Source organism: Faecalispora anaeroviscerum (assembly GCF_947568225.1).
GTDB classification, from domain to species: domain Bacteria; phylum Bacillota; class Clostridia; order Oscillospirales; family Acutalibacteraceae; genus Faecalispora; species Faecalispora anaeroviscerum.
This window is the reverse complement of sequence record NZ_CANOOQ010000001.1, coordinates 2300934-2315726: the sequence shown is the minus strand read 5'-3', so window position 1 is coordinate 2315726 and position 14793 is coordinate 2300934. Positions and strand designations below refer to the sequence as shown.

General features: G+C 55.8%; 15 protein-coding genes. 3 read left to right on the top strand and 12 right to left on the bottom strand.

Annotated elements, in window-relative coordinates; translation table 11 throughout:
- Positions 1-210 precede the first annotated feature (210 nt).
- Both QOS46_RS11485 and QOS46_RS11480 read right to left on the bottom strand, forming a co-directional pair.
- The gene (locus tag QOS46_RS11485; RefSeq protein ID WP_283609884.1) at positions 211-1905 is read right to left on the bottom strand and encodes a phospho-sugar mutase; all 1695 of its coding nucleotides are present in this window, start codon (positions 1903-1905) and stop codon (positions 211-213) included.
- A 131-nt stretch (positions 1906-2036) separates the two neighbouring features.
- Entirely contained in the window at positions 2037-2504 is a 468-nt protein-coding gene (locus QOS46_RS11480; RefSeq protein ID WP_283609882.1) for a metallophosphoesterase, read from the bottom strand.
- A gap of 162 nt (positions 2505-2666) precedes the next feature.
- Between QOS46_RS11480 and QOS46_RS11475 the strand changes: the two genes are divergently transcribed.
- Genes QOS46_RS11475 through QOS46_RS11465 form a run of 3 tightly spaced genes read left to right on the top strand, consistent with a single transcriptional unit; the run spans position 2667 to position 3889 of the window.
- A complete protein-coding gene (locus QOS46_RS11475; protein ID WP_283609880.1) occupies positions 2667-2912 on the top strand; it encodes a hypothetical protein in 246 nt (81 codons plus the stop codon).
- A 17-nt stretch (positions 2913-2929) separates the two neighbouring features.
- Complete coding sequence (locus QOS46_RS11470; protein WP_283609878.1) at positions 2930-3529, top strand: hypothetical protein; 600 nt, start codon at positions 2930-2932, stop codon at positions 3527-3529.
- Between the two features lie 18 nt (positions 3530-3547).
- Complete coding sequence (locus QOS46_RS11465; protein WP_283609877.1) at positions 3548-3889, top strand: hypothetical protein; 342 nt, start codon at positions 3548-3550, stop codon at positions 3887-3889.
- 72 nt (positions 3890-3961) lie between these two features.
- Here QOS46_RS11465 and QOS46_RS11460 read toward each other — a convergent pair whose 3' ends face one another.
- The 10 genes from QOS46_RS11460 to rbfA form a co-directional block, all read right to left on the bottom strand.
- Positions 3962-5107 carry a hypothetical protein gene (locus QOS46_RS11460; RefSeq protein ID WP_283609875.1) on the bottom strand — a complete coding sequence of 382 codons (1146 nt, stop codon included), beginning with the start codon at positions 5105-5107 and terminating at the stop codon, positions 3962-3964.
- Between the two features lie 65 nt (positions 5108-5172).
- Positions 5173-6426, bottom strand: coding sequence for a glutamate-5-semialdehyde dehydrogenase (locus QOS46_RS11455; protein WP_283609873.1), 1254 nt, complete (start codon positions 6424-6426; stop codon positions 5173-5175).
- A 249-nt stretch (positions 6427-6675) separates the two neighbouring features.
- Positions 6676-7470 (bottom strand): glutamate 5-kinase, encoded by a 795-nt coding sequence (proB, locus tag QOS46_RS11450; protein ID WP_283609871.1) that lies wholly within the window; start codon positions 7468-7470, stop codon positions 6676-6678.
- Between the two features lie 72 nt (positions 7471-7542).
- Positions 7543-8154, bottom strand: coding sequence for a phosphatase PAP2 family protein (locus tag QOS46_RS11445; protein ID WP_283609870.1), 612 nt, complete (start codon positions 8152-8154; stop codon positions 7543-7545).
- A 518-nt stretch (positions 8155-8672) separates the two neighbouring features.
- Positions 8673-10892, bottom strand: coding sequence for a polyribonucleotide nucleotidyltransferase (locus QOS46_RS11440; RefSeq protein ID WP_283609868.1), 2220 nt, complete (start codon positions 10890-10892; stop codon positions 8673-8675).
- A gap of 201 nt (positions 10893-11093) precedes the next feature.
- Positions 11094-11357, bottom strand: coding sequence for a 30S ribosomal protein S15 (gene rpsO, locus QOS46_RS11435; RefSeq protein WP_283609866.1), 264 nt, complete (start codon positions 11355-11357; stop codon positions 11094-11096).
- Between the two features lie 121 nt (positions 11358-11478).
- The gene (gene ribF, locus QOS46_RS11430; protein WP_283609864.1) at positions 11479-12420 is read right to left on the bottom strand and encodes a riboflavin biosynthesis protein RibF; all 942 of its coding nucleotides are present in this window, start codon (positions 12418-12420) and stop codon (positions 11479-11481) included.
- A 109-nt stretch (positions 12421-12529) separates the two neighbouring features.
- Positions 12530-13444, bottom strand: a complete 915-nt coding sequence (truB, locus tag QOS46_RS11425) for a tRNA pseudouridine(55) synthase TruB (protein ID WP_283609862.1) — start codon at positions 13442-13444, stop codon at positions 12530-12532.
- Positions 13445-13454: 10 nt separating this feature from the next.
- Complete coding sequence (locus QOS46_RS11420; protein WP_283609860.1) at positions 13455-14408, bottom strand: DHH family phosphoesterase; 954 nt, start codon at positions 14406-14408, stop codon at positions 13455-13457.
- Entirely contained in the window at positions 14401-14790 is a 390-nt protein-coding gene (gene rbfA, locus QOS46_RS11415; RefSeq protein ID WP_283609858.1) for a 30S ribosome-binding factor RbfA, read from the bottom strand. Before rbfA ends, QOS46_RS11420 begins: the two co-directional genes overlap by 8 nt.
- Positions 14791-14793 lie beyond the last annotated feature (3 nt).

The following is a 14793-nucleotide window of genomic DNA, read 5'->3' as shown; positions in this document are numbered from 1 at the left end:
TAAGATTCCTCTTAGCTGCTGAATGATCATTTCATTATACAGACCTGGCCGTTCCGGCCTGTTGCCGGCCCGGTATGCTTTTGCATGGCGCTGATTCCAATATATCGCGCGGACTCCGTTTGTCCGTCCTGTATAACTTGTTTATAGTATAACTCCACTTATCGATTTGTCAATAGGCCCCTCAAATTTTTACACAAACTTCACAAAAGCTTAAATTCCGAGCAGCTTCGGCGATGCCTCTTTGAGCTGGTCTATCATTTTCAAGGCCTCCGGTTGATCTGCCCCGCGCGCGGAAAGATAAATCTTAATCTTTGGCTCTGTGCCGGACGGACGCACCATCAGCTTGCAGCCGTTTTCCATGCGGCATTCCAGAACATTCGATTTTGGAAGATCAATGGGGCTCTGCGCATCGCCGTCAAATCGAATTCTTGTTTCGTAATCGCTGTGACCAATCACGCGGTAGCCGGCAATCTGCTCCGGCGCGGCTTTCCGCAGTGCATTCATCATAGCGGACATCTTATTCATGCCGTCCTGCCCTTCAAACGCAAAGTTCAGCAGGTCGTTCCTATAATAACCGTGCTTCTGATACAGGTCATCCATCGCATCTACCAGCGTTTTGCCCTGGCGTTTATAATCAAGCGCCATCTCGCAGATCAGCATGCTAGCATTTACGGCATCCTTATCTCGCACATAGCCGCCCGAAAGGTAGCCATAGCTCTCTTCGTACCCGAAAATAAAGCGATCCTGCTCGCCTTTGGCTTCCAGCTCACCGAGCTTTTCCCCGATGTACTTGAATCCCGTCAGTACCTTGAACAGCTCGATCCCGTATTCTGCCGTGACCGCCTCATTCATATCCGTGCTGACGATCGTGCTGATCGCCGCCGGGCGCTCCGGCATGGTGCCGTTTTGGCGGCGCATGCGCGCCACAAAATCGAGCAGAAGAACGCCGACCTCATTGCCGTTGAGCAGCACAAAGTCGCCGTTGTGCCTCACAGCAATGCCCGCGCGGTCGCAATCTGGGTCGGTTGCCAGGAGCAGGTCGGGCTGCAGGCGCTCGCTGAGCTCGAGTCCCTTTTGCAGAGCCTCACGGAATTCCGGGTTGGGATAAGGACAGGTGGGGAAGTTCCCGTCCGGCTCGGCCTGTTCGGGAACAACCGTAACATCGCGAATGCCAATCTCTTTCAGAATACGGGTCACGCACATGCGTCCCGCGCCGTTGAGGGGAGTATAAACCACCTTCAGTCCGCCGTCAATATCATGGAGCAGGCTCTGTTGTTTCACAGCCGCCAGATACGCGTCCGTCACCTCCTGCGGGATGGTCTGAATCAGGCCCCGCTGTACGCCGTCCTCATAAGAAACATGCTTTACGTCGCTGAAAATATCGAGACTGTTAATTTCCTCCAGAACGCGGTCCGCCATTTCCAGTGCGATCTGGCAGCCATCACTGCCATACGCCTTGTAGCCGTTGTATTTTGCGGGGTTATGGCTCGCCGTTATGTTGATGCCCGCATCGCAGTGCAGGTGACGCACCGCGAAGGACAGAGCGGGCGTAGGCATCAGCTCGGGGTACAGATAAGCCGTGATGCCGCTGGCAGCCAGAACACCTGCGGCCTCTTTTGCGAAAAGCTCGGAATTGATGCGGCTGTCGTGGGCAATCGCCACCGAACCGCCGGGCTTCTTTTGATTGAGGTAATTCGCCAGGCCCTGAGTTGCCTTACGCACGGTGTAAATATTCATCCGGTTGGTTCCCGCGCCTAACACACCGCGCAAACCGCCCGTGCCAAATTCCAGATTACGGTAAAACCGGTCGTTGATCTCCTCCGGCTGATCGGCAATGTCTTCCAGCTCCTGAGTCAGCTTCGGGTCTTCCAAAGGGGTATTGCGCCATCTCTCATATTCTGTCATGTCTGGTACGTTCCTTTCCTTTCGCCCGATCAAAAGACGTTATTTTTATACCCTTAGAGTAGCATTGGCAAATGGTTTTGTCAATGCAAAACAAGGCGGTGCGCTTTGCGGCTAAAACCGTTCCGGCCCCCTCAATTCGCGCGAATTACATTTGTCACTACACCCTGCGGTGTCAGGTCAACAATGCCATAGCTTGCATCCGCGCCGCGCAGCGAGCCCGGGTTCATTACATACAACCCCTTGTCGTACTCTGTGTACGGCGCATGAGTATGCCCAAACAGTAGAATATCCGCCTTTTGCAGGCGCGCCGCCAGCTTGATTTCATCCAGTGTGTATTTTACATTGTATAAATTACCGTGAGTATAAAAAAGTTTGCGGTTTTCGAGCTTGATTTCACCAAGCGGCGGCAGAGCGGAACCCCAGTCGCAGTTACCGCGAACCTGTAAAAACATCTTTTCCGGGTGAATAAAGCGTTCATCCTCCAGATCGTCGCTCCCGTCCCCCAGGTGAATCACTACCTCCGCCCTTGGCTGCGACAAAATCACGCGGTGCAGGGTCTGTCGATCCCCGTGTGTATCTGATAGTACCAAAATTCTCATGGAATGCTCCTCCTATTGCCATACCACGTTTCATATCCTTAAACTTTGCAGTTCTTTTCCCCGCCGTTTTGGGGCAAAAAACTACCGATTTTAACGTGTTTTCCACTTTAATTTTCATATCCCGAACCTCTGATTCATATGATAGGAAAAGGGGTGATAACAATGCAGTCTAATCAATCTAACGAAAAGCAACTTCTGCTGAATCTGCTGGCGCAGCGCCTGGGCAAACGCCCGGAGGAAATCATGCAGTACGCGGAAAACGGAAATTTATCCGCGCTGATGCAGAATATGAGCCCGAATGACGCGGCCGCTCTGCAAAAGGTGCTGAATGACCAGCAGACCATTCAAAAACTGATCAGCACGCCGCAGGCGCAGGATTTGATGCGCCGCCTGAACGGACAGAAATAAGAAAAGGGTGTGAGGGTATGGACGATCTCACCAGCAAAATCAACGAGGTGCTCAGCGACCCGCAGGCCATGCAGCAACTGAACAGTCTGGCCGCCTCGCTGGGGCTGGGGAACGCCGCGCCCAACACTCCCACGTCCCCGGGGCAAAACGCGCCCGCCGGGAATCCCCTGCAAGGGCTGGACCTGAGCAGTCTGGCCAGCCTTCTGGGGAATGCGGGCTCTGCCGCCCCGGGCGGCGGGAACATACCTCAGCCCCCCGGCACTCCCGGCGGGCTGGACACCGGAAAGCTTGCCTCCCTGATTTCAAGCCTTGGCGGCGCAGGCGGACTTGGCGCACTCTCCGGCCTGCTTGGCGGCAACGGAGGAGGAGGACTCGGCGCTCTCTCCGGCCTGCTGGGCGGCGGAAACGGAGGTGGGCTGGACGGCGAAACGCTGCAAACCGTCACCAAAATACTGCCTTTGCTAACCACCTTCCGGCAGGAGGACAACAACACCCGGCTGCTGCACGCTCTGCGCCCTCTGCTGGGGCCGGAGCGCCAGAAAAAGCTAGATGAAGCCGTAAAAATGCTCTCGATGCTGCGCCTGCTGCCGGTGCTGCGCGGGCAGGGAATTCTGTAACGGAAGGGGGATTTTGCAGTGGCGACCAACGATACCAACGACATGCAGCGCATGCAGCAGGATGCCATTCGGCGGGTACGCGAAATGCAGGGCCGCGCCCAGCAAAGCCTGAACCGAACTCCGGCTGTACTGCCGGAGCCACCAAAACAGGAGTCGTCTTCGCAGCACCACCACGGCGCCCCCCCGCCCCAGAGTGCGTTGCCCGCTCTTCCGCTGCCGCAGCCCAGCACGCTTTCAAACTTGTTTGACGGGCTGCTGCAGGATGGTGAACGCACGCTGATTCTGGTCCTAATTTTGATCCTGGTTTCGGAAAAGGCCGATACCGGCCTGATCTTTGCGCTGATGTACCTGATTATCTGATCCTGTCAATTCCATATTTGAAAAGTGATTTTCCCTGCCTTCGGCGGGGAAAATCACTTTTTAGAGGACTCATTAAGACGCGTTGTCCGCACGGACAGCCGTCACATATTCACTTTTGCCGTCCGCTGTCTTCTTCAGAACATACTGCATGTATTTCACTGGCTCGGGTGAAGTGCTTTCGCTCTCGGTACCATCCTGCCAGTCGCCAACGACATAGCCAACCCGCAAAATCACGGAATCACCAGATTTTTTGCTGCTGACCGTATACGGAGAGAAGCTGCTCTGCGAGCTGTACGGAGTAACGCGGAACACGTTTTGCTCCGAATCATATTCAAAGAAGGTTTCTTCCTGCGGGTTTGTGGGCTGCAGGTCGCAATCCGGGCCAAACAGAGCGTGGCAGGCATCCACCACGTCGCCCAGAGGGACAAGGGTGCGCCCTTGATCATCATAGCTGTTATACTGGGCTCCGTTTTGCGTTACAGCACGCCACAGCGAGGCCTTCATAATCATTTCGGCATCCGCTTCAGCGGGGCTTTCAAACGGCTCGGGATCCTGCATTACAATCGGGGACAAGAGCGTATCGTATGCGCGCAGCTGGCTGTCGTCGGTAGCGGCACGGTAAATCTGCCGACCCACACCCCACACAATCACCGAAAGGCCAACAAACGCAAGCACCATAATCAACGCGCCTACGCCCATTCCATAACGGTATTTGCCGCGTCTGCGCAGCGACGGAGTCCGATCTGCGGCAGCGGATGCGGCAACTTCCTGACCCTCCGAAGCCTCCTGCTGTTCCTTCTCCTGCTCTTCTTGCTGTTCCTCGGGGGAACGGGAGCCCTTCTTAATCAGTAGAATATCCTCATGGCCCGCGGTTTCTCCCTCCGGCAGAAAATCATCCAGCTCCGGTTCCGGTTCAGCGTCGGGTGCCTGTGCAGCCTGCGCCAGCTCGGCCGCCATTTTCTGCGCCTTGATTCTGGCTTGCTCCGCCGCTTCCAGCGCCGCGCGTACCTTCTTTTCTTCCGGACTACGCTTTGTGGATTTTTTTCTCTTCTCCGGTTTTTGCTGAAAGGCCGAACGATAATCCGAAGAAACCTGCGTCTCCGCGCTCTTCTTGCTTTCGGCAAAGCGATCAAAATCGATTTCCTCTACCAGCTCTTCCGGAAGCTCGCCGTGTTCCGCGGCCTGTTCCCGTTTCTTTTCATTTTGCTCTGAGTTCATGGCCTCTCCTTTTTATTGTAATCCGTCTTAAAAGCGGTTGAAATTCAACCCGCCGTACTTTCACCTTATTCTCTGATCTGCCCGTCACCGGTTATAATAAATTTCTGGGATGTCAGCTCATTGACGCCCATAGGCCCCCGCGCATGCAGCTTCTGGGTGGAAATGCCGATCTCGGCGCCCAGGCCAAACTGCCCTCCGTCGGTAAAGCGAGTGGAAACATTCACATACACCGCAGCGGCGTCCACGCGCGAGGTGAACTGCCGGGCATGCTCGTAATTGTTTGTCACGATGGCCTCGCTGTGGCCCGAGGAATACCTCGAGATATGCTCGATCGCCTCATCCAGAGAATCCACCACGCGCACCGCGAGAATATAGTCCGAAAACTCGGTTGCCCAGTCGTCTTCCACAGCGGGAATCACCATATTGCAGGCTTCCAGATTTTGCAGGGCACGCTCATCGGCACGCAGCTGTACTTTTTTCTCGTCGAGCATTTTCTTTGCGATGGGCAGGAACCGCTCGGCCACAGCACTATGAACCAAAAGCGTTTCCGCCGCGTTACACACCGAGGGACGCGAAGTCTTGGAGTTGAAAATGATTTTAGCGGCCATTTCCAGATCAGCGCCGTCATCCACATACACGTGGCAGTTTCCCACGCCCGTTTCAATCACAGGCACGTGAGAATTTTCTTTAACAGAACGGATCAAGCCCGCGCCGCCGCGGGGGATCAGCACATCGAGGTATTCGGTCAAGCCCATCAGCTCAATCGAGCTCTGGCGGCTGGTGTCCTCAATGAGCTGGATGCTGTCGCGGGGAAGTCCTGCAGATTCCACTGCGTCACGCATTACTTCCGCAATGGCGGTATTGGAGTGAATTGCTTCTTTGCCGCCGCGCAGGATGATCGCGTTGCCGGCCTTGAGGCACAGAACCGCCGCGTCTGCCGTTACGTTGGGGCGAGCCTCATAGATCATTCCGATCACCCCCAGAGGGACAGCGACTTTTTCAATCTTCATGCCGTTGGGGCGAACCTCGCCGGAGAGAATACGCCCGATGGGGTCTGTCTGTGCGGCTACCTGCAAAGCGCCCTGTGCCATGTCTTTGATGCGGGCTTCGTTCAGTGTCAGGCGGTCGAGCATCGATTCGCTCATGCCGCCGGCTCGCGCCTGTTCCAGATCTATTTGATTCGCATTGATTATTCTTTCCACATGAGCCACCAAAGCATCCGCGATGCTTTGAAGCGCGGTGTCTTTTTTCGTGCCGGCGTTGGCCAACACGCGGGCGGCCTCTTTGGCCTTGTGTCCCATTTCTTGTAGCTTTGTCATAAAAAGCTTCCCCTTTCTATTAAAAACAATTCCATACCGGAAAACGTAAGGTTCTATTCTTGGCTTCTCCCCTACCCCTGGCACGGGAGAAGCCCCTTTTTTCGGGTGTGTTTCCTGCGGTGCCGTGAGTGCAAAAAACGCGCGTCCGCCGGCAGCGCCCCTATGGAGGGCTGCCTTTGCACGGGCTCCCGGGGGAATCCGTGCAAACCGATGCCGAACAGGCATGGGGCGTGCGCGCGTGATGTGTTTTTATTCCGCTTCGAATACCGTCCCCAGGTCCTCTCCCGCCATCAGGCGATACAGATCCTTTGGGGCAGCGCCGTTGATAATGCCACACGGAATCCCGGCCGCGGTAGAAACCGTTGCCGCAGAGATTTTGGTGTGCATTCCCCCGGTTCCTCTTGCAGAGCCTACCCCGCCGCCGAGCGCTTTAATCTCATCGGTAATTTTTGTTACGCGCGGGATTCTCTTGGCATCGGGATTCTTTCTCGGGTCGGCGTCGTACAGTCCGTCAATGTCGGTCAGAAGCACCAAAAGGTCTGCTTCCGCCAATACCGCCACCGTGGCGGACAGCGTATCGTTATCGCCGATATGCGCACCCATCAGCTCGTCGATGGACACCGTATCGTTCTCGTTGACTACCGGAATAATACCCATATCGAGCAGCGCCCGGAAGGTGTTCTGTACATTGCGCTTGCTGATTTCCTCGGTCATCACATCGCTCGACAGTAAAACTTGCGCCACAGTATGATTGAACTCCCCAAAAAACTTATCGTAAAGGAACATCAGCTCACACTGGCCCACCGCCGCGACAGCCTGTTTTTTCTCGATCTCTCGCGGTCGTTCCTTCAACCCCAGTTTGCTCATGCCGACCGCTACCGCTCCGGAGGTAACCAAGATCATTTCCTTGCCGGAATTCTGCAGATCGCTAAGTACTTTGCAGAGCTCCTCCATGGTGCGGAAATTCGCCTTCCCGTTATCGTACGTCAAGGTAGAGGTGCCAACTTTGACAACGATTCGTTTGGCCTGTGTGATTTCAGACATTCATCTCACTCCTTTTCCTGGTACTATCTATATGCAAAGCAGGCCGTGCCTGCCCTACCAGCGCAAATCCGGTCATCCGTTGCCGGATTCCCCCACTCCCGCAGTCGTTTCTTCCTCACCTCTGCGGTACCGGGTTTTACCGCAGTACACGCACGCGCACAGCGCGGCGAACACCAACACCAGCGGTTCGCTGGCAGCAGAAAGCCCCAGAACAGCCCCTGTCAATACATCTGACGGGTAGTGAACAAATAAATAAAGGCGGGAAAATGCCATCAAAAAAGCGAAAGTAAAAGCGACGATACCGAGCGACTGGTTGGCGTGAAAAATAATCAGCGCCGCTCCAAAGGAAGACATTGTGTGCCCGGACGGGAACGAATAATCTGTTGGCCGGTTAACCAGCAGCTTTTGGTCCGGGTATGTATGGCAGGGCCTTGGCCTCGCCACCAAAGGTTTCAGCACAAAGTTCGTAAGTACCCCGCAGGCGGCCAGAACAAAAAACATGACGACCCCCGCCTCCCGGTAATGCGGCATCAGGAAAAAGACTACCATCACAGTCGCCCACACCGCCCCTACATTCCCTACCAGAGAAATGTACGGCATCACCGCATCGAACAGGCTGCACCGAAAATTCCGTTGAATCATGCGCAGCAGCTTTATGTCGATTGTCTGTATCCGATCAAACATCAAATAATTCCTTTCTGATCCCCTCGAGCAAAGCCGCTCGAAACACGGCCCGGGGATTTCTTCTCCATGAAACACCATTCATTCCTTATGTTAGGTAACATAATACTTCTCGCTGTGATATTCTTACCTAGTATTATACCTTATCTGAAAATAACTCACAAGGGATAAAGCCGCGAAAAAGTGAAAAGTTTTGGTGTAAAAGCCGTTAAAAAAGCACAGTTAGGGGCGAAAAGCGGCTCTGCTTGCATCAAAGCCGCTTTCGGGAGTTTCTCTTTCTTTTGCCGTACCGGTTATAGAAAATGCTCGATGATATACAGTATTTTAGAGGGCTCCGCATAGTAAAGGTGCCTTCTGGTGCTTCCATGCAAACCGGGCCAGCAGCAAGCGGACTCCTCTATGTAGGATCGTCTACTAAAACTTTTATTCTTTCTGAACTAAAAAGCTTTATCTTAAATTTAGCTAAAAAAGGAATGCCGCCCGCAACCGGACGGCATTCCTTTTTATTTCAGCCCACAGCCTTACTGGCGCGGCTTATTCGTATTGGGGCGAAAGCCGTTGCTGCCGCGGTGATCGTCTCTGCGATCATCTCTGCGGGGGGCGGGACGGCGAGGCGCGTCGGAAATCTCGTTTTCCGGCACAAGGCCCTCTACTTCAATCAGCGCGTCGCGGCGGGAGAGGTTCAGGCGACCCTTATCGTCGATCTCGAGTACCTTAACCATCACTTCGTCGCCGACGTTGACCACATCGGTCACCTTCTCGGTGCGCTTAACATCCAGGCGGGAAATGTGAACCAGACCTTCCTTGCCGGGGGCGATTTCTACAAACGCGCCAAAGTCCATCAGGCGGGTGACTCTGCCGTTGTAGATGGCGCCGGCCTCGGGATCATTCACAATCGTATCAATGATTGTCATCGCGCGGCGGCAGTTGTCGATGTCGATTGCGGAAACAAACACGTGTCCGTCATCCTCAATATCGATCTTTACACCGCATTCGGCAGAAATCTTTTGAATCACCTTTCCGCCGGAGCCGATGACCTCCCGGATCTTCTCCACGGGAATTACGGTAGACAGCATCTTGGGTGCATACTTCGAAAGCTCCGTACGCGGCTCGGCAATCTCCGGCAGCATAATGTTGTCGAGGATATAATCGCGGGCCTTGTGGGTTTTCTCGAGAGCCTCTTTGACCATTTCAGGGGTCAGGCCGTCGATCTTCAGGTCCATCTGAATGGCGGTGATGCCCTCGTGGGTACCGGCCACCTTAAAGTCCATATCGCCGAAGAAATCTTCCAGACCCTGAATGTCCACCATGGTCATCCAGCGGTCGCCCTCGGTGATCAGGCCGCAGGAAATACCGGCAACCGGCGCCTTGATCGGCACGCCGGCATCCATCAGCGCCAGAGTGCTTCCGCACACGGAGCCCTGAGAGGTGGAACCGTTGGAGGACAATACCTCAGAAACCAGGCGCAGCGCATAGGGGAATTCCTCCACAGGGGGAATCACCGGCAGCAGAGCGCGCTCGGCCAGAGCGCCGTGGCCGATTTCGCGGCGGCCAGGGCCGCGGCTGGGCTTTGTTTCACCAACGGAATAGGACGGGAAGTTATAGTGGTGCATATAGCGCTTGTACTGCTCGTCGTCGATGCCGTCGAGCAGCTGGCGGTCTGTTACCGGTCCAAGGGTGACGATTGTCAGCACCTGAGTCTGGCCGCGGGTAAACATGCCGGAGCCGTGTACGCGGGGCAGCAAGCCAACCTCTGCCGCAAGCGGGCGGAGCTCGTCCATTTGACGTCCGTCTACGCGCTTCTGCTCGTCGAGCAGCCAGCGGCGCACCACGTATTTCTGCGTTTTATACATACATTCGTCAATCTTTGCCGCGCTGTTGGGGTAAAGCTCGTCGAATTTCTCATGCACTTTTTCGTAAATCGGCTTTAAGCGGGCATCGCGCACCGTTTTGTCGTCGGTATCGAGTGCCACACGGATGTCTTCAATCGCAAATTCCTTCACCGCCGCGAGCATCTCTTCGTCGGGCTCGTTGCTCGGGTAGCTGAACTTATCCTTGCCGATTTCTTCCTTCATCTTCTTGATGAGCTCGATGATCGGCTGATTGGCGGCGTGACCTGCCATGATGCCGTTGTACATCACTTCGTCGCTCACTTGGTTCGCACCGGCCTCGATCATCGCAATGCGGGAATCGGTGGAAGCCACGGTCACGGCCATCTGGGATTTTTCCTTCTGCTCGGCGGTGGGGTTGATGACGAACTCACCATCCACATAGCCGACGGAAACAGCGGAGATCGGCCCTTTCCACGGGATGTCTGAAATGCTGATCGCGATGGAGGTGCCTACCATAGCGGCAACTTCAGGGGAGCAGTCGGGGTCTACGGACATTACCGTGCAGACGACGGAAACATCGTTGCGCATATCCTTCGGGAATAGCGGACGAATGGGGCGGTCGATCACACGGGAGGCCAGAACCGCCTTTTCAGAGGGGCGGCCTTCTCTCTTTAAGAACGAGCCGGGGATTTTGCCAACTGCGTACAGCTTTTCCTCAAAATCTACGGAAAGCGGGAAAAAATCGATTCCGTCGCGGGGCTTGGCGGAAGCCGTTACCGCCACGTGAACGGCGGTTTCGCCATAGCGCACGAGGCATTCGCCGTTGGCGAGCTGGCCCATTTTACCGGTTTCGATCACCAGCGGACGGCCGGCAAAATCAGTTTCATATACCTTGAAATTCTCAAACATCAAAAAATCCTCCTTTTAACTTCTTTGTTCCATGCCCGGGAGGCAGCAGGCTTAGCAATAAAACCAATTGCTACGCGGAATCGCCTAGAAACTCGTTTCACTGCTAAAACCCGGTTCCTCCCGTGATAAGCGGAGCATTCGCGCACAAAATGCCTAAAAGGCAGACGGCTAAAAAAGCCGTCTGCCCGAAACAGCGTGCTATTACTTACGAATTCCCAACTTCTCGATGATTGCACGATAACGCACAATATCCGTCTTGGTCAGGTACTTCAGCATACTTCTTCTCTGTCCGACCATTTTCAGCAGGCCGCGGCGAGAGTGATGATCTTTCTTGTGAATCTTGAGGTGATCGGTCAAATCGTTGATTCTCTTGGTCAGGATCGCGATTTGAACTTCGGCGGAGCCGGTGTCTCCCTCGTGCAGAGCATACTGCTGCATAATTTGCTGTTTTTCTTCTTTTAACATGGTTTTCCACCCTTTCCGTGCGGGTTACGCACCTTCTATACCCTCAACCCCAGCAAAAGGCCGGTGAATTCCCCGATGGGGCTTACTCCTTGTTCCGGGAAAGGGGCAAATAACTAAATGATTATACCATAGCTTCCTGTGTTTGTAAATAGGGGCTGACAAGGCTGCGAGCCGTCTGGGCGTCACGCAGAATCGCCTGCCGCAGCTGGTCAAGATCGTCGAATTTCTGCTCGGACCGGAGGAAGCAAACCAGCCCCACTGGCACACGGCGGCCATACAAATCGCCCGAAAAGCCGTCGATCATCGTTTCGGCCAGAACGCCATCGGAACCCACAGTGGGCCGTACCCCAATATTCGTCACACCGGCGTATCTTACGCCGTTCACGGTTACCACCGAAGCGTACACGCCGAACCGGGGACACAAAAAGCCCGGCGGGAACGGCTGGTTGATAGTGGGCGCGCCCAGCCTGCGCCCCAGCTGGCGCCCATGCGCCACTGGGAAATCCACCGTGTAAAAGCGGCCCAGCAAGCGGGCAGCCTCAGTCGTGTCGCCCTCGTGTAGCGCCCGACGGATGCGTGTGGAGCTTACCGGCTGGCCATCGAGCTTGAGCGCCGGCACAACCGCCACTTCTATTCCAAACTCCGCGCACAGCTCTTTGAGCTCCTCACTGCCGGCCTGACCGCCGCGGCCAAAATGGAAATTAAAGCCGCAGCTCACCTCTTTGGCGCGCATGACCCCGTGCAGCACCTTTTCCACAAATTCCCGCGGCGTGAGTGTTCGAACCTCTTCAAAGCGGGGCATGTACACCCGGCGCACACCAAGACCCTCGAAAATCCGCAGCTTGCTTTCACCGGTGGTCAGGCGCAGATCGCCTTCACCCTTGAACATCTCCTGCGGGCTGGCGTCGAAGGTAAAAACCGATGGAACCAGCTTGCGGGCCGTAAAGGTCACACACGAAATCACTCTCTGATGCCCCAGGTGGACTCCGTCAAAAACGCCCATGGCCACCGCACTCTCTGACGGGGCAACCTGTTTTAAATCATGGAACACCTGTAATCTCAAACCAAACCCTCCCGATCAACGCCGTTTGCATCGTCAACACACTTAAAAGCCCAGCCGTTTTCTCTCTATTTTCGGCGAGGGAGAAAGCATACTCACTTGGAAGCTGCTGTTAAACGCCATTGCTGCAAAACAGCCGCAGCACAGCCAGCTCCCGTGTTTCGGCGTCCACCCGGCCAAGACCCAGAAACTCCCCCTCGGGGGAATTGACCCGCACCCGCGCATCCGGCGCGAACGGCCCGCTGTTCAGGCGCAAACGCTCCAGTGCCAGCGCGCCGCCGTTTTGAAACCGTACACTCTGCGCGGCTGTTACTGAAACAGCCGGGTACTCCTCAAACAGGCTCTCCACTGGGAGAACCCGGCTTTCGAGCTGATTCTGCTCCGCGAGGGCACGGGCTTCGTCAAGCGAAACCGCCTGCTCCAATGAAAAACCGCAGGCCCGGGTGCGCCGCAGCGACGCCATGATACCGAGGCTGCCGACGGCTTGTCCCAAATCGGCGCACAGCGCACGGATGTACGTTCCCTTCGAGCATTCGATCAGCAGGCTGCCCCGCCGCTCAGGCTCGTTGTATTCCAGCAGCTCCAGCCGGTAAATCGTCACCGGCCTCGGCTCGCGTTCAATTTCAATCCCCTGCCGCGCCAGCTCATACAGGCGGCGGCCGTCTTTGCGAACCGCCGAATACATCGGCGGCGTCTGCAAAATATCTCCCCGGAAAGCGGGTAGCGCCGCAAGCAGCTTCTCGCGGCTGATAGGCACGCCGCTCTGCCGAAGCACAGCGCCGGTAGCATCCTGCGTATCGGTTTCCACCCCGAGCTGCAATTCCGCCCGGTACACCTTGTCGGAATCCTCCAGCAGGGAGGCGGCGCGGGTCGCCTTGCCCAGCAGCAGCGGAAGCACCCCGGTTGCCATCGGGTCCAGCGTACCGGTATGCCCAATTTTTCGTTCGTGGCTCAGGCGGCGCATGACCGCCACCACGTCGAACGAGGTGAAGTCACAGGGCTTATCAATTACCAGGACTCCGTTCATCGGGGTCACCTCACATTGTTTCCAGAACCTTGCCGATCGCGGCCAAAAGCTTTTCGCGAGCAGGCTCAAAATCCTCTTCTATGGTGCAGCCGGACGCCGCCGGATGGCCGCCGCCGCCGAACTGTGCGCAGATTTTTGCCGCGTTCACCTGCGGCTGTGTGCGCAAAGACACCTTGTAACCCCCAATTTTGCGTTCCCGCATCGTCACGCCCACCAAAACGCCTTCAATCTGGCGGGGGATCGCCGAAAGGCCGTCCAAATCGGCCTCATCCGCACCGGAAGCCTCAATCATTTCGCGGCTGATGCGCATGACCGCACAGCGCGCGTCGTAGTAAAACACAATGGAATCCAGAACGCTGCGCTCCATCTCAAGCCGGGCGCGCGTTTTGGTTTCGAACATCTGCCGGTTGATGTCCCCGGCGTCGATGCCCGTGCGGATCACCTGCGCGGCGATCTCATGTGTACGCGCCGTCGTATTCGAGTAGCGGAAGCACCCGGTATCTGTCGTAATGCCGGTATAGACCGCCTGCGCGATCACCTGATCTGGCACCACGCCCAGGCGGCAAACCAACTCATAGATGATTTCGCAGGCCGCGGCAGCGGTGCTGTCCACATACGTGTTCCGCGCAAAATCCTGATGCGAACCGTGGTGGTCGATACAAAGATCAATCTTACCCGCGTGCTTTGCCGCGAGCACCGGCCCAAGCAGCTTACTGTCCGCCACATCGACGCTGACGACGAATTTGGCGGGGAACTGCTGGCGCTCGATTTCTTCAAACAAAAAGCTGTATTTTTCCGAAACCGGATCTGCGCAGGTACAGCGGGCGCGTTTCCCTAGCAGGTGCAGCGCGCGGCAGAGTGCCGCCGCGCAGCCCAGCGTATCGCCGTCGGGGTAGTGGTGGCTTAAAATCTCGATATCCTCGGCACCGCGCAGAAGAGAAACCGCCTGATCCAAATCAATCATCGTTTTCCTCCCCGTCCTGTTCCTCCAAGTTCGGCTCTTCCCCATCTTTCCAGTCCGACAGCAGCTTTGAAATATTAGCGCCGTATTCAATGGAATCCGTGGCGCGGAACAGCAGCTCCGGCACATGGCGAAGCTTCAGGCGCAGACCAAGCTCGCGGCGGACATAGCCGCCGGCCGATCTCAGACCCTCCACCGCCATTTTGGCCTTATCCAGCCCTTCCATGGCGCTGATATACACCGTGCAGTACGACAGATCCTTCGTCACGTCTACGCGTACAATGCTGATCAGCCCTTGCACACGGGGATCTTTCAACTCACGGAACACCGCCGTCAGTTCCCGGCGAATATCTTCCGTTGTCCGCTGAATCCTATGGCTTGGCATTTC

Excerpts from the sequence above, each read along its gene's own strand:
- QOS46_RS11485 (WP_283609884.1), bottom strand. The coding sequence starts at position 1,905 with ATGACAGAATATGAGAGATGGCGCAATACCCCTTTGGAAGACCCGAAG.
- QOS46_RS11480 (WP_283609882.1), bottom strand. The coding sequence starts at position 2,504 with ATGAGAATTTTGGTACTATCAGATACACACGGGGATCGACAGACCCTG.
- QOS46_RS11475 (WP_283609880.1), top strand. The coding sequence starts at position 2,667 with ATGCAGTCTAATCAATCTAACGAAAAGCAACTTCTGCTGAATCTGCTG.
- QOS46_RS11470 (WP_283609878.1), top strand. The coding sequence starts at position 2,930 with ATGGACGATCTCACCAGCAAAATCAACGAGGTGCTCAGCGACCCGCAG.
- QOS46_RS11460 (WP_283609875.1), bottom strand. The coding sequence starts at position 5,107 with ATGAACTCAGAGCAAAATGAAAAGAAACGGGAACAGGCCGCGGAACAC.
- QOS46_RS11455 (WP_283609873.1), bottom strand. The coding sequence starts at position 6,426 with ATGACAAAGCTACAAGAAATGGGACACAAGGCCAAAGAGGCCGCCCGC.
- proB (WP_283609871.1), bottom strand. The coding sequence starts at position 7,470 with ATGTCTGAAATCACACAGGCCAAACGAATCGTTGTCAAAGTTGGCACC.
- QOS46_RS11445 (WP_283609870.1), bottom strand. The coding sequence starts at position 8,154 with ATGTTTGATCGGATACAGACAATCGACATAAAGCTGCTGCGCATGATT.
- QOS46_RS11440 (WP_283609868.1), bottom strand. The coding sequence starts at position 10,892 with ATGTTTGAGAATTTCAAGGTATATGAAACTGATTTTGCCGGCCGTCCG.
- rpsO (WP_283609866.1), bottom strand. The coding sequence starts at position 11,357 with ATGTTAAAAGAAGAAAAACAGCAAATTATGCAGCAGTATGCTCTGCAC.
- truB (WP_283609862.1), bottom strand. The coding sequence starts at position 13,444 with ATGAACGGAGTCCTGGTAATTGATAAGCCCTGTGACTTCACCTCGTTC.
- QOS46_RS11420 (WP_283609860.1), bottom strand. The coding sequence starts at position 14,408 with ATGATTGATTTGGATCAGGCGGTTTCTCTTCTGCGCGGTGCCGAGGAT.
- rbfA (WP_283609858.1), bottom strand. The coding sequence starts at position 14,790 with ATGCCAAGCCATAGGATTCAGCGGACAACGGAAGATATTCGCCGGGAA.